The sequence below is a fragment of the Lentzea rhizosphaerae genome (genome assembly GCF_042649515.1).
GTDB lineage: Bacteria > Actinomycetota > Actinomycetes > Mycobacteriales > Pseudonocardiaceae > Lentzea > Lentzea aerocolonigenes.
Genome location: NZ_JBHRZI010000011.1, coordinates 328,461 through 342,448, shown reverse-complemented (window position 1 = coordinate 342,448; position 13,988 = coordinate 328,461). Strand labels below are relative to the sequence as shown.

Below are 13,988 nucleotides of genomic sequence, written 5' to 3'. Positions count from 1 at the left end.
CTACTCCCACTCCCACCGCAAGCGCCCCCAGTCGATCGACGAGCTTGGCCGAGCCGCATTCGGCCCGCCCGTCGAGGGCGCTCAGGACGGCCGTCGCCGCTGCAGGGTTGCGGTGACGGCGAGTTCGTGGACCACGCGCTCGCAGGAAATGAACTGGAGAACACCAGAAAACTAACGGGCCTGTTGGTTCGGCGACAGGTTCGAAACTTCAGTTCTCAACACTGTCAAAACTGTGGCGGCCGTGAGAGCGCTCCCATGCGGATCGTGCACGGAAGTTTCCAGTAGAAGTCCGTCGAGGAAACGTTTACGGAACGCCGGTTGCCGCCAGATGGGTCAAGTTCGACTCCTGATTCAGCTCGTTGTTTTGGGTAGTCTCGCCAGACGTTGATGTTCCGGGAGTGTGAATTTTGTCCGCAAATCCTCGCAGGGTTCTTTCCTTGGTCGTGACCGCAGCTCTTTTGGCTGCGTGCGGTGAAGCCGGTGGTGGCGCGAGTTCCACCGAACGCTTTCACGGCGGGCCCGGAGTGACAGAGGACAAGATTCGTCTCGGCGTTCTGAGTGACCTCTCCGGCCCGTTTGCTTCGGGTGGCAGGAACGTCACCGAAGGCAATCAGCTCTTCGTCAACGAGGTGAATTCCAAAGGCGGCATCTGCGGCAGAAAAGTCGAACTGATCGTGCGTGACCACGCCTTCGACACCGAAAAGGGCAAGAAGGAGTACTTGTCCCTGGAGCCCGAGGTGCTCGGGTTCATCCAGCTCGTCGGAGCGCAGATCACCCAGTCGATCGAGGACGACGTTCTCCACCAGCAGGTGCTGACGGCGCCGACCTCGTGGAACAGCGCCTTGCTCGACAACCCGTACATGATGGTGGTCGGAGCGACCTACAAGGTCGACGTCATGAACGGCCTCGAACACCTGATGCGACAGGGCCTGCTCAGCCGCGGCGACACGGTGGGCCATCTGCGCATCAGCGACGAGGAAGAATACGGTGACGACGCCGTTGCCGGCAGTACCTTCGCTGTCGCGCAACTCGGCCTCAACTTGACGAAAGCCGCCCTCCAGAACGCTGATCCGGACATGTCGCCGGGGATAGCGGCTCTCAAGCAGGCCGGCGCGAAGGCACTCGTCCTGAGCACCAACCCGCGGCAGACAGCGAGTGCCGTCGCCGCCGCCGCGCAGCTCGGGCTCGCCGTGCCGATCATCATCAACAATCCGGGTTTCGCCCCTGAGCTGTTGCAGGGACAACTCGCGCCAGTCATGGAGCGTCAGGTTTTCGTGCTGTCATCGGTCGCCCCCTTCGACGCCGCGATCCCCGGCCCCCGCCAGGTCGCAGCGGAGTACCGGTCGACTTTTCCGAAGGGAACTCCGTCGATGGCGGTCAACTACGGCTACCTGGTCGGGTTGAGCTTCGGCTCGGTGCTGAAGAGAGCCTGCGAGCACAAGGACTTCTCCCGCGAAGGCGTGCTCAAGGCGTTCCGCGAGGTCGACAGCGTGGAATCGGGAGGGACGTCCGTTCCGCTGAGGTTCTCCATCACCGGCAGGCCGTCCGCGACGCAGACGTTCGTTCTCCGGCCCGACTCCAAGGTGCCGGGAGGGCTCACGATCGTCGCGAACCAGTTCGAGTCGGAGGTCAGCAGAAGAGCCGGCCGGTGATGCCTGGAGCAACTCCACGTGGCATCACGCCCTGCCGAGGGGCAGGGTGGAAGTCATGGAGTACACCAACCTCGGTCGCAGCGGCCTGTCCGTCTCCCGCCTGTGCCTAGGCACGATGAACTTCGGTCCCGAAACGACCGAGGCCGACAGCCACGCGATCATGGATCGCGCCCACGAACACGGCCTGAACTTCTTCGACACGGCCAACGTCTACGGCTGGAAGAAGGGCGAAGGCGTCACCGAGAACATCATCGGCCGCTGGTTCGCCCAGGGCGGCACCCGTCGCGAAAGGACGGTCGTCGCCACCAAGCTCTACGGCAGCATGGGTGACTGGCCCAACGAGACCAAGCTGTCGGCGCTGAACATCCGCCGCGCTTGTGACGCCTCCCTGCAGCGCATGCAAACGGACTACATCGACCTGTACCAGATGCACCACGTCGACCGCGAAACGCCGTGGGACGAGATCTGGGAAGCCTTCTCCGTGCTGCGCCAGCAGGGCAAGGTCATCTACTTCGGCTCGTCGAACTTCGCGGGCTGGCACATCGCCCAGGCCGCCGAGGCCGCGCGCACGCGAGGCTTCCTCGGCCTCGTGTCCGAGCAGTCGATCTACAACCTGATGACCCGCTGGGTCGAGCTGGAAGTGCTGCCGGCGGCCAGGCACTACGGCCTGGGCGTCATCCCGTGGTCACCACTGCACGGCGGACTGCTCGGCGGCGTGCTGCGCAAGCAGCGTGAGGGCGGCGCGTCCCGCAGTTCGTCCGGGCGCTCGGCGGACGCGTTGGAGAAGTACCGCGACACGATCGACGCCTACGAGAAGCTCTGCGCGGAGATCGGGGAGGACCCGGCGAACGTCGGTCTCGCCTGGCTGTTGCACCAGGAAGGGGTGACCGCGCCGATCATCGGGCCACGCACGGTCGAGCAGCTCGACAACTCGTTGCGGGCCGCGGAGTTGAAGCTGGACGCGGAGGTGCTGGCCAAGCTGGACGAGCTGTTCCCGGCACCGGCTCCGAACGGGTCGAAGCCGGCACCGGAGGCCTACGCCTGGTGAACCAATCCCCGCCTGCTCAGCAGTACGCGGGGACCTTTCGTACTCTCGTGCGGTACGCGAGGGCCCCGCGTGCGGTCAAATCAGCTGGGGAGGTTGGACCAATGCCGTTTGGCGGTCAGTCCTCGAAGTCGTCGTCGTCGCGCGCCAGGAACGTGGCGAAGCGCTCGATCGGCGTTTCGAAGTCCGGGTTGGCGTCGACGAACTCGCGCAGCTTGTCGGCGAGCCACGCGAAGGTGACCTCTTCCTCGCCGCGCCGCTTCTCGAGCTCCTCGATGCCGCGATCGGTGTGATACATGGGAAAACTCCTGTGAGGGCTTAGAAAACGAGCCGCCGGACCCCAAAGGAGTCCGGCGGCTCGCTCGTTCAGTACTGGCTCACTCGAACGCGCGGGTGATGATCTCGCGCTGCTCGACCTCGTGCACCTTGCTCGAACCGGCCGACGGGGCGGCCATCGGGCGGCGCGACACGCGGCGGACGGTGCCGAGGTGCTCGGGCAGCAGCTCCGGCAGGGCCAGACCGTAGAACGGCCAGGCGCCCTGGTTCGCCGGCTCCTCCTGCACCCAGCGGACGTCCTTCGCGTTCGGGTAGCGCTCGAGGGTCTCGGTCAGCTTGCGGGCCGGGACCGGGTAGAGCTGCTCGACGCGCACGATCGCCACGTCGCCGCTGCCGCGCTTCTCGCGCTCGGCGTGCAGCTCGTAGGAGATCTTGCCGCTGCACAGCAGGACCTTCGTGACGGCGTTCGCGTCCTTGACCGTCGGGTCGTCGATGACCGACTGGAAGCGGTCGTTGATGAACTCGTCGGTCCCGGACACCGCGGCCTTGAGACGCAGCATCGACTTCGGCGTGAACACCACGAGCGGGCGGTCGACGCCGTCGAGGGCGTGGCGACGCAGCAGGTGGAAGTAGTTCGCCGGGGTCGACGGCACCGCGACGGTCATGGAGCCCTCGGCGCACAGCTGCAGCCAGCGCTCGATGCGGCCCGACGTGTGGTCCGGGCCCTGGCCCTCGTGGCCGTGCGGCAGCAGGATCACGACGTCGGAACGCTGACCCCACTTCGCCTCACCGGACGAGATGAACTCGTCGATGATCGGCTGCGCGCCGTTGACGAAGTCACCGAACTGCGCCTCCCACAGCACCAGCGCCTGCGGGTTCGCGACCGAGTAGCCGTACTCGAAGCCGAGCGCGGCGAACTCCGACAGCACCGAGTCGTAGACCATGAACTTGCCCTGGTCCGGCGACAGGTGCTGCAGCGGCGTGTAGTCCTCGCCGGTCTTGCGGTCGATCAGGGTCGCGTGGCGCTGCACGAACGTGCCGCGGCGCGAGTCCTGACCGGCCAGGCGGACCTTGCGGCCCTCCAGCGCGAGCGAGCCGAACGCGAGCAGCTCGGCGAACGCCCAGTCGATGCCGCCGTCGCGCGCCATCTTCGCGCGGCGCTCCAGCACCGGCTTGACGCGGGCGTGCGGCGTGAAGCCCTCAGGCAGGTTCACGTGCGCGTCGGCGATGTGCTCGAGCGTCTCGCGCGTGATGCCGGTCGGCAGCTTCGCGGGGACCTGCTGCTCGGCCTCCACCGACGGGCTGACCGTCACCGGGTGCTTCTCGAGCTCGCGGACCTCGTTGAAGACGTGCTCCAGCTGGCTGGAGAAGTCCTGCAGCGCCTTCTCGGCCTCTTCGACCGTGATGTCGCCGCGGCCGATCAGCGCCTCGGTGTAGGTCTTGCGGACCGAACGCTTCTGGTCGATCACGTCGTACATCGCCGGCTGCGTCATCGAGGGGTCGTCGCCCTCGTTGTGGCCGCGGCGGCGGTAGCAGACCATGTCGATCACGACGTCCTTGGCGAACGCCTGGCGGTAGTCGACGGCCAGCTTCGCGACCCAGTAGCAGGCCTCGGGGTCGTCACCGTTCACGTGGAAGACCGGCGAACCGATCATCTTCGCGACGTCGGTCGAGTACTTCGAGGACCGCGAGTGCTCCGGCGCGGTGGTGAAGCCGACCTGGTTGTTGACGACGATGTGGACCGTGCCACCGGTGCGGTAGCCGCGCACGAGCGCCAGGTTCAGCGTCTCGGCCACGACACCCTGACCGGCGAACGCCGCGTCACCGTGCATGGCGACCGGGAGCACAGGGAAGGAGTCGCCGCCGCGGTCGAGCAGGTCCTGCTTGGCGCGCACGATGCCCTCGAGCACCGGGTCGACGGCCTCGAGGTGTGACGGGTTCGCCGTCAGCGACACCTTGGTCTCGCCGTCGCCGAACATGCGGAAGTACTTGCCCTCGGCACCGAGGTGGTACTTCACGTCGCCAGAGCCGTGGGCCTGGCCGGGGTCGAGGTTGCCCTCGAACTCGCGGAAGATCTGCGAGATCGGCTTGCCGACGATGTTCGCGAGCACGTTCAGGCGGCCGCGGTGCGGCATGCCGATGACGACCTCGTCGAGCTCGTGCTCGGCGGCCTTGTCGAGCACCGCGTCGAGCAGCGGGATGACGGTCTCGCCGCCCTCCAGCGAGAAGCGCTTCTGGCCGACGTACTTGGTCTGCAGGAACGTCTCGAACGCCTCAGCCGCGTTCAGCTTGCTGAGGATGTACTTCTGCACGGTGGCCGGCGGCTTCTCGTGCGGAACCTCGACGCGGTCCTGGATCCACTGCCGCTCTTCCGGCTCCAGGATGTGCATGTACTCGACGCCGACCGTGCGGCAGTACGAGTTGCGCAGCACACCCAGGATGTCGCGGAGCTTCATCCGCTCCTTGCCGGCGAAGCCGCCGACCGGGAACTCGCGGTCCAGATCCCACAGCGTCAGGCCGTGGCTGAGCACGTCCAGGTCAGCGTGGCTGCGCTGGCGGTAGTTCAGCGGGTCCGTGTCGGCCATCAGGTGGCCGCGCGTGCGGAACGCGTCGATCAGCTCGATGACGCGGGCCGTCTTGTCGACAGCGCCCTCGGGGATGTCGGCGACCCAGCGGATCGGCTCGTAGGGCAGGCGCAGCGACGCGAAGATGTCGTCGTAGAAGCCGTCCTCGCCGAGCAGCAGCTGATGCACGCGCTTGAGGAACTCGCCCGACTCCGCACCCTGGATGATGCGGTGGTCGTACGTGCTGGTCAGCGTGATGATCTTGCTGACGCCCATGTCGGTGAGCGCCTGCTCGCTGGTGCCCTGGAAGTGCGCGGGGTACTCCATGGCGCCGACGCCGATGATCGCGCCCTGACCGGCCTGCAGCCGCGGCACCGAGTGGTTCGTGCCGATCGTGCCGGGGTTGGTCAGCGAGATCGTGGTGCCGGAGAAGTCCTCCGTCGTCAGCGACCCTGCGCGAGCCTTGCGGATCAGGTCCTCGTAGGCCTGCCAGAACTGCGTGAACGTCATGTTCTCGCAGCCCTTGACCGACGCGACGACCAGCGTGCGCTGCCCGTCCTTGCCGGGCAGGTCGATCGCCAGACCGAAGTTCACGTGCTCCGGCGTGACGACGAACGGCTTGCCGTTCTCCTCGGCGTAGTGCCGGTTCATGTTCGGGAACGCCTGCAGCGCCCGGACCACCGCGTAGCCGATGACGTGCGTGAAGGAGACCTTCCCGCCACGCGTCCGCTTCAGGTGGTTGTTGATGACGATGCGGTTGTCGGCCAGCAGCTTGGCGGGCACGGCACGAACGCTGGTCGCGGTCGGAACGGTGAGCGAGAGCTCCATGTTCTTCGCGATCGCGGCGGCGGCACCGCGCAGCTGCTTCTGCTCGGGCTGCGCGCTCTGCGTGACCGGCTTGGCCTTCGCGGCCTGCTGGGGCGCGGGCTTGCCGGTCTGCGGCAGCGAGGCCGCGGGCTTGGGCTGCGCGGCCGGCTTGGGTGCGGCGGGCGTGGCCTTGCCGTTGTCGGCTGCCGGCGGCGTCACGGTCGCGGTCGTGGTGGAGGTACCGCCACCCGCGCTGGCCGTGGCGGTGCCGTTGCCGCCCGCACGCTTGTAGTCGGCAAAGAAGTCATGCCACGCCGGGTCTACGGATGACGGGTCCGCGAGGAACTGCTCGTACATCTCCTCGACGAGCCACTCGTTCGGCCCGAATTGTGACGCAGGACTGCTGCTGGACACGGCTGGCGCTCGCCTCTATCCATCTCGCTCTTGGTGTTGACTCATGCGGTAGTCAGGCTAGTCCCCCAGGCCTCGGCCTTCACACGCTGGAGGCACCTGGCAAGGAGTGCTCTGTCACAGGATCGATCAGGACGGGCCTGGCGTCACCCGCAGTTGAGCAGTTCTTGATGTGCGTCTCACTACGTCTCCTCCCTTTCCGTGCACCGTTGGACTGGCATACGCACCGAACGCAGTGATCAGTTCACGATAGGTATGAGTTCTCGCGTTCGCGGATTGATCTTGCTCAGGTCAGCGAGCCCTGGATCGACCTGATCATCGCCTCGACGAATGCGTCTTTGGTCTCGTCTGTCGTCCGGTCGAGGGACAGGTACGGGTTCAGGTCCTCCAGCTCGACCAGCAGGAGTTCTCCTTCCTGGGTGCGACAGGCGTCGACCCGCTGAACGCCGTGGTCGAGGTCGTTCCAGTCGATGAAGGTTTGGGCGAACTCCAGATCTTCTGGGGTTGCGTCGTAGGGGGTGAGTTCCCAGCGTTGGGCGGGATCCGGCGCGTGCAGGGCGTACTGGAAGTCGCGGTCCACGAAGTAAAACGACACCTCGTAGCTGAATTCGATCTTCGGCTGGATGAGGACGCCGTCTTTGTTCGTGGTGGAGGCGAGGTTCTCCGCTGTCGTGAACTCGAGCCCGTGCGAGTCGGCGCCGGCCTTGGGCTTCACGACGTACTCGGGCGTCTCGGGGAGGCGTTCGAGGTGCGCCGGGTCGTCGATCGTGGGGATGACCGGGAACCCCTGATCGGTCAGGTCGATCAGGTACTGCTTACCGGCCATGTCGGCCTTGCCGGTGAGCGGGTTGTAGACGCGTTGGCCGGTGGCTCGCGCCTGCTCGCGGAACCGCTCGTAGGCCTCGGGGTAGTCGATGACGGGGCCGCTGTTGCGGACGACCACCGTGTCGAAGCCTCGCATGAGGGTTTCGGCGTCTTCGGGGTGGCAGATGGCCAGGTCGAAGTGGTCGCGGAGGCGGGAGGTCAGGTAGATGTCCTCGTCGCAGTAGCGCCGGCCCCTGGCCGGGTAGCTGAGGTCGGAGACGTACAGGACGGTGGGGCGGGGCATTTGGGCTCCTTGACCTGGCTGGTCCGGGAGTTGGGTTGTACGTCATGGGTGGCGGCGGGGACGAGGGATCGTGGCGGGGGCCACGGGCTGAGGGTGGGGTTTCGTGGTGGGGCGCGCCTGGTTGGCGGTGGGGCGGCGCCCAGTTCGCGCCCGGTGGCGCTGGGGGCCGCGTGGAGGAGGTCGGGACGTTCGGCCGGCGAGGCGAAGTGAGCCGGTCGAAGCGATGCGGCGCGCGGGGAAGCCCAGTGCGGGGACGTGGGCGGAAGGCGGCCGGGCCCAGGGGACGTTCGGCGAGGCTCGGGTGCGGACGAGGCTCGGTCCATTCGCCTCCGACCGCCACCCGCGCGGCGTCGGCGTGCGGCCGGGCGGCATTCCTTGCCGGAGCGGCGCCCCAGTCGGTTGAGCGCGTCCCGGTCGGCGGTGCGGGTGCCATTCGGTGGACCGCGCCTTGGGCCCCCGGTTCGGGCTGGCGGCTGGCGGGGGTGCGCCACGGCACCACCCCAGAAGCCGCAGCTGCCTGGGTCAGGCGGCTGCCTCCGGGGTGGTGCCGTGGCGCCACAGGCGGGCGTAGGGGCCGTTGGCGGTTAGGAGGTCGGCGTGGGTGCCCTGTTCGGCTATGCGGCCGTTGGCCAGGACGATGATTCGGTCGGCTTTGGCGGCGGTGGCCAGGCGGTGGGCGACCACGAAGGTGGTGCGGGTGCCTGTCAGGTGGTCGCTGGCGGCCAGGACGGCTGACTCGGTGGCCGGGTCCAGAGCTGCGGTGGCTTCGTCCAGCAGGAGGAGGTCCGGGTTCACCAGTTCGGCTCTGGCCAGGGCCACCAGTTGGCGTTGGCCGGCTGAGAGGCGGTTGCCGCGTTCGCCCACTGGCTGGCGGAAGCCGTTGGGGAGGGTGGCGACCATCGGGAGGGCGCCTACGGCTTCTACCGCCTGCTGGATTTCCTGTTCTGTGGCGGTGGGGCGGCCGTAGGCGACGTTGGTGGCCACGTCGCCGCCGAAGAGGTGTGCTTCTTGGGGGACCACGCCCAGGCGTTGGCGGTAGGACGAGAGGTCGTAGGTGCGGACGTCCACGCCGTCCACCAGGACTGTGCCTGCTGTGGCGTCGTAGAAGCGGGCGATCAGTTTGACCAGTGTGGACTTGCCTGCGCCTGTTTCGCCCACCAGGGCGACGGTTTCGCCTGGGGTGACGCGCAGGGTCACGTCTGCCAGGGCCGGCTGGTCGGCGCCCGCGTAGGTGAAGCTGACGTTGCGGAGTTCCACCTCGCCGCGCAGGTGGGGCGGGACGGGGACGGGGGACGTCGGCGGCTCCACCGTGCTGGGAGTGCGCAGGAGGTCACCGATGCGGTGCAGGCCCACTCGGGCCTGCTGGTAGCCGTCGAAGACGCCGGAGAGCTGTTGGATCGGGCTGAAGAACAGCCCCAGGTACAGCACGAAGGCGAGCAGCACGCCGGGGGTCAGGGTGCCGGTGGCGACGCGGTGGGCGCCGACGGCCAGCACGATCGCCTGAGCCACGCCCGAGAGCATCGCGACGAACGGGAAGTACGTGGCGATGTAGCGCTGGGCCCGCAGGCGGGTACGGCGGTAGGCGTCGCTGCGTTCCGCGAACGCCTCCGCGGAACGGCGCTCTCGGGTGTAGGCCTGGGAGACGCGCAGGCCGGACACGTTCTCCTGGAGATCCGCGTTCACCGCGCTGACCCGTTCGCGGGCTTCTGCGTACGCGGTGGAGGAGAGGCGCTGGAAGATCACGGTCGCGACCAGCAGCACGGGCAGCACCGACAGCGCGATCATGGCCAGCGACGCGTCCGTGAACACCAGGGCCGCCGTGATGCCGACGACGGTGATCAGGCTGATCACGGCGGTGACGAGGCCGGTCTGCAGGAACGTCGAGAGGGCGTCGACGTCCGTCGTCATCCTCGTCATGATGCGGCCGGCCATCTCGCGCTCGTAGTAGTCGAGGCCGAGGCGTTGCAGGTGGGCGTAGCTGCGGACGCGGAGCAGGTAGAGCAGCCGTTCGCCCAGGCGGGCGGCGAAGATCGTGCTGCCCGCCGTCGTCAGCCAGCCGACCACGACCAGGCCCGCGCCGAGGCCCACCGCGAGCCACAACGCCGACTCGGCACCGGTCGTCACGCCGCCGTCGACGCCCAGGCGCACCAGCGCGGGCAGGCCCATGCCGACCAACGCGTCCAGCACCACCAGCGCGGCCACGGCGGCCAGCCCCCAGCGGACCGGGCGCAGTAGCCGGGCCAGGCGGAAGCCCGGATCGGGGGCGCGCGGATCTTCCCCGTGCAGCACCGGCACCTCGGTGGCCGGCGGCAACGCCCGCACCTGCGCCAGCAGCTCCGGCGTCGGCGGGCCACCGGCCAGCGCGGCCATGCCCCCGCCGCCACCTCCTCCTCGCCGCCCGCCGGACGACGCGGGCGCCGAGGTCTTGGCCTCGTCGATCAGGCGCTGGTCCAGGTCTTCCTGCGACAACGCGGGCCACAGCTCACCGGTCCGCACCGGCGCGGCCGACTCGATCGCCTCGCCGGGACCCGCCAGCAGGTCGCGGTAGAGGGCGCAGCGCGACGTCAGCTCCTCGTGGGTGCCGATGTCGACCACCCGGCCCGCGTCCAGGACGGCGATCCGGTCGGCCAGCGACAGCGTGGAACGCCGGTGAGCCACCAGCAACGTCGTGCGGTTCTCCGTCACCGAGGCCAGCGTCGCGTGGATCGCGGCCTCCGTCGCGTTGTCCACCGCGGACGTCGCGTCGTCCAGCACCAGCACGCGCGGATCGGACAGCAGCGCACGAGCGAGAGCCACGCGCTGGCGCTGACCGCCGGACAACGTCAGCCCGCGTTCACCGACCACCGTGTCGTAGCCCAGCGGCAGCGCCTCGATGAAGTCGTGCGCCTCCGCGGCCTTCGCGGCGCGCTCGACCTCCTCGCGCGACGCGTCCGGCCTGCCGTACGCGATGTTCGCGAACACCGTGTCCGAGAAGAGGAACGCCTCCTCGAACACCACACCCACCGCGCCGCGCAACGACTCCAGCTGCAACGTCCGCACGTCCGCGCCACCGACCCGGACGGCACCGGCGTGCACGTCGTAGAAACGCGGCAGCAGCAACGACACCGTCGACTTGCCGGAACCCGCGGTGCCGACCAGCGCCAGCGTCTCGCCCGGCTCGACCGAGATCGAGAAGTCCTGCAGCACCGGTTCGCTGCGCGCGTACCCGAACGTCACGTCCGAGAACGAGATCCCGAGCGGCCCGGACGGCACCTCGGCTGGCCCGTCCTTCACGTCCGGCTGCGAGTCCATCAGCTCGTACACCCGCTCCACGCCGGCACGGGCCAGCTGCGCGGACACCACCAGGCTGGACAACAACCGCGTCGGCCCCACCAGGTTCGCCACGTACGTCGTGAACGCCAGGAACGTGCCCAGCGTGACCTGGCCGTGCAACGCGAGCCAGCCGCCCAGGCCGAGCACCGCGACCTGCCCGAGCAACGGCAGCGCCGTCACGCTCGCCAGGGGCTTCGACGACAACCGGGCCGCCCGCATCCGTTCCGCGAACAGCGAACGGGCGTGCTTCTCCAGCCGCGCGACCTCACGCGCCTCCTGGCCGAAGCCCTTCACCACGCGGACACCGGTGACGGTCTCCTCGACGTGCTGCGCCAGATCGGCGGCCCGCTGCTGCGCGGACCAGGTGGCGGGGAACAACGTCAGCCTGGTGCGGCCCGCCAGCCACGCCACCAGCGGCACCACGATCACCGCGATGATCGTCAACGGCACCGACAGGTAGATCATCGCGGCCAGGGCGGCCACCGCGAACACGACGGTGCCGATCGCCAACGGCGCCATCATCAGCAGCGACTGCACCATCTGCAGGTCGGTTATCGAGCGCGACACGATCTGACCCGTCCGCATCTCGTCCTGCTTCGCGCCGTCGAGCCGCTGCACCGCCGAGAACACGCCGAGCCGCAGGTCGTGCTGCACGCCCAGCGCCAGCCGCCCGCCCAGGTAGCGCCGCAGGAACGCGGACCCGAACGTGAGCAGCTCCAGCACGACCAGCACGACCATCAACGGCCACAACCGATCGGTGCGGCCAACCGTCGAGTCGTCGATCGCCGTCTTGAGCAGCAACGGCCCCGCCGCCTGCAGACCCACGCCGACGACCGCGGCCACCACCGACAGCACCACCAGCCGGGGGTGCTGCCAGCACGCTGCGGTCAGTCGGCGGATCCAGCCCTTGGTCACGGGATCCACAGTACGTTCGGGGTCCGACAGAAAATTGTGGCGTCAGAAACCGCAGGTCAGGTGATGTCCTTCGACTGCGTGACCGCCCAGCCGCCCGCGAACACGACCCCGGCCCAGCCGAGGAACACGAGCCCCGACCACCACCAGTCGAGCGCACCACCGGCACCGGCGATCGCGCGCAGCACGTCCTCGATCTCCGGCGGCACCACACCGGCCGTGGAGAGGAAGAGGTCGACCGCGACCGACCCGGTGAGCCCGTTGATCGACCCGTTCGGCAGGAACCCGATCACCGACGGCACCTCGAGGTACGCGAGCACGCCGTGCAGCACGTTCTCGATCACCAGGAAGTACAGCAGCAGCAACACGATCGAGCCCGCGACGTTCGGGATCAGCGCGCCGACGCCGACGCCGAACATCGTCATCAGGATCGACGACAGCACGCAGACCAGCGTCAGCATCGCCCAGCCGCCCGCGTCCGGCAGCTGCCCCGCGGAGCTGGTGAACACGACGCCGAGGCTGACGAACAGCATGATCACGAGACCGTAGATCGCGCCCCACAGGACGTAGACCAGCATCTTCGCCAGCATCGAGTGCATGCGCGACGGTGCGGTGAGGAACGTCGTCGTGATCGTCCGCCGGTTGATCTCACCGGAGATCGCCATCGCGCCGAAGATCATCGGGAAGATCGTCGAGATGTTGATCGCCCGGGCCATGCCGAACAGCGAGATCTTCCACTGGTCCGGCGTCACCCCGAGGAAGTCCGACACCTCGTCGACGTCGCTGGACGACGCGAGGTCCACGAAGAACTGCCCGAGCAGCCCGGTCGCGAGCCCCCAGCCGAGCGCCAGCACCGCGGTCGGGATCAGCAGACCCCACCACAGCCCGGTCGTCGTCGTCTTGCGGAGCTCCGCCTGTACGAGGTTGCCCATCAGGCCCAACCACCCTGCTGCTTGAAGGGGGCCGGCGCGTGCCCCGCGTACTGGCCACTGGTGAGCTGGAAGAACAGCCGTTCGAGGTCGACCTGCTCCTCCTGGATGCCGTAGATCGACACGCCGGCCTTCAACGCGCTGTCCGCCACGTGCCGGGAGTCCACACCGGACACGGCGAGCCTGCCGTCGGGCAGCTGCTCGATCGCGTGCACGCCTTCAGCCCGCAGTGCGGTCGCCAGTGCGTTGATGTCCGACGGCTGCACGAGAACGCGCCGCTGCTGCGACTGCCGCAACTGCTCCAACGGTCCGTAGAACATCGTCTGCCCGCGCGAGATGATCACGACCTGGTCGACGGTCTGCTCGACCTCCGCCAGCAGGTGGCTGGAGATCAGCACCGTGCGTCCCATGCGCGCGTACGACTGCAGGAACGTGCGCAGCCACGCGATGCCCTCGGGGTCGAGGCCGTTCGCCGGCTCGTCCAGCACCAGGACCTGCGGGTCACCGAGCAACGCGGTGGCCAGCGCCAGTCTCTGCTTCATGCCGAGCGAGAACCCGCCCACCTTGCGGTCGGCCGCGCTGCCCAGGCCGACCAGTCCGATGACCTGGTCGGCCTGAGCGTCCGGCACGCCGATGGCCGCCGCGTACACGCGCAGGTGGTTGCGGGCCGAGCGCGCGGGGTGGAACCCCTGCGCCTCCAGCACCGCCCCCACCACGCGGCCGGGCTGGCCGAGCTGGTGGAACGGGCGTCCGTTGATCGTCGCCGTGCCGCCCGTCGGCTTCACGAGTCCCAGCAGCATTCGCAGGGTCGTCGTCTTGCCCGCACCGTTCGGGCCGAGGAAGCCCGTCACGCTGCCGGGTGACACGGTGAAGCTCAGGTTGTGCACGGCCGTGACAGACCCGAACTGCTTGGTCAGGTTCTGGACCGCGATGAGGCCGCTGCCGTCATGCATGCGGCCCATCCTGCCTGAT

At 68.4% G+C, this 13,988-nt stretch carries 8 protein-coding genes; 2 read left to right on the top strand and 6 right to left on the bottom strand.

Annotated elements, in window-relative coordinates:
• The first annotated feature begins 443 nt into the window (after positions 1-443).
• Entirely contained in the window at positions 444-1,652 is a 1,209-nt protein-coding gene (locus ACFOWZ_RS08915) for an ABC transporter substrate-binding protein (protein ID WP_382371013.1), read from the top strand.
• 55 nt (positions 1,653-1,707) lie between these two features.
• Positions 1,708-2,700 carry an aldo/keto reductase gene (locus tag ACFOWZ_RS08910; RefSeq protein ID WP_382371011.1) on the top strand — a complete coding sequence of 331 codons (993 nt, stop codon included), beginning with the start codon at positions 1,708-1,710 and terminating at the stop codon, positions 2,698-2,700.
• Between the two features lie 115 nt (positions 2,701-2,815).
• Here the strand turns inward: ACFOWZ_RS08910 and ACFOWZ_RS08905 are convergent, their stop codons facing one another.
• The 6 genes from ACFOWZ_RS08905 to ACFOWZ_RS08880 all read right to left on the bottom strand — a co-directional run bounded on the left by ACFOWZ_RS08905 (position 2,816) and on the right by ACFOWZ_RS08880 (position 13,969).
• Positions 2,816-2,995 carry a DUF6104 family protein gene (locus ACFOWZ_RS08905; protein ID WP_030471325.1) on the bottom strand — a complete coding sequence of 60 codons (180 nt, stop codon included), beginning with the start codon at positions 2,993-2,995 and terminating at the stop codon, positions 2,816-2,818.
• Between the two features lie 79 nt (positions 2,996-3,074).
• Positions 3,075-6,758 carry a multifunctional oxoglutarate decarboxylase/oxoglutarate dehydrogenase thiamine pyrophosphate-binding subunit/dihydrolipoyllysine-residue succinyltransferase subunit gene (locus ACFOWZ_RS08900; RefSeq protein WP_382371009.1) on the bottom strand — a complete coding sequence of 1,228 codons (3,684 nt, stop codon included), beginning with the start codon at positions 6,756-6,758 and terminating at the stop codon, positions 3,075-3,077.
• 283 nt (positions 6,759-7,041) lie between these two features.
• The gene (locus ACFOWZ_RS08895; RefSeq protein ID WP_382371007.1) at positions 7,042-7,863 is read right to left on the bottom strand and encodes a hypothetical protein; all 822 of its coding nucleotides are present in this window, start codon (positions 7,861-7,863) and stop codon (positions 7,042-7,044) included.
• A gap of 522 nt (positions 7,864-8,385) precedes the next feature.
• Positions 8,386-12,099, bottom strand: coding sequence for an ABC transporter ATP-binding protein (locus ACFOWZ_RS08890; protein WP_382371005.1), 3,714 nt, complete (start codon positions 12,097-12,099; stop codon positions 8,386-8,388).
• A gap of 47 nt (positions 12,100-12,146) precedes the next feature.
• The gene (locus tag ACFOWZ_RS08885) at positions 12,147-13,019 is read right to left on the bottom strand and encodes a hypothetical protein (protein WP_382371004.1); all 873 of its coding nucleotides are present in this window, start codon (positions 13,017-13,019) and stop codon (positions 12,147-12,149) included.
• The gene (locus ACFOWZ_RS08880; RefSeq protein WP_382371003.1) at positions 13,019-13,969 is read right to left on the bottom strand and encodes an ABC transporter ATP-binding protein; all 951 of its coding nucleotides are present in this window, start codon (positions 13,967-13,969) and stop codon (positions 13,019-13,021) included. Before ACFOWZ_RS08880 ends, ACFOWZ_RS08885 begins: the two co-directional genes overlap by 1 nt.
• Positions 13,970-13,988: the final 19 nt, after the last annotated feature.

What these genes read in the sequence shown, in the direction of transcription:
- ACFOWZ_RS08895 (WP_382371007.1), bottom strand. Translation starts at nt 7,863, where the DNA reads ATGCCCCGCCCCACCGTCCTGTACGTCTCCGACCTCAGCTACCCGGCC.
- ACFOWZ_RS08880 (WP_382371003.1), bottom strand. Translation starts at nt 13,969, where the DNA reads ATGCATGACGGCAGCGGCCTCATCGCGGTCCAGAACCTGACCAAGCAG.
- ACFOWZ_RS08905 (WP_030471325.1), bottom strand. Translation starts at nt 2,995, where the DNA reads ATGTATCACACCGATCGCGGCATCGAGGAGCTCGAGAAGCGGCGCGGC.
- ACFOWZ_RS08910 (WP_382371011.1), top strand. Translation starts at nt 1,708, where the DNA reads ATGGAGTACACCAACCTCGGTCGCAGCGGCCTGTCCGTCTCCCGCCTG.
- ACFOWZ_RS08885 (WP_382371004.1), bottom strand. Translation starts at nt 13,019, where the DNA reads ATGGGCAACCTCGTACAGGCGGAGCTCCGCAAGACGACGACGACCGGG.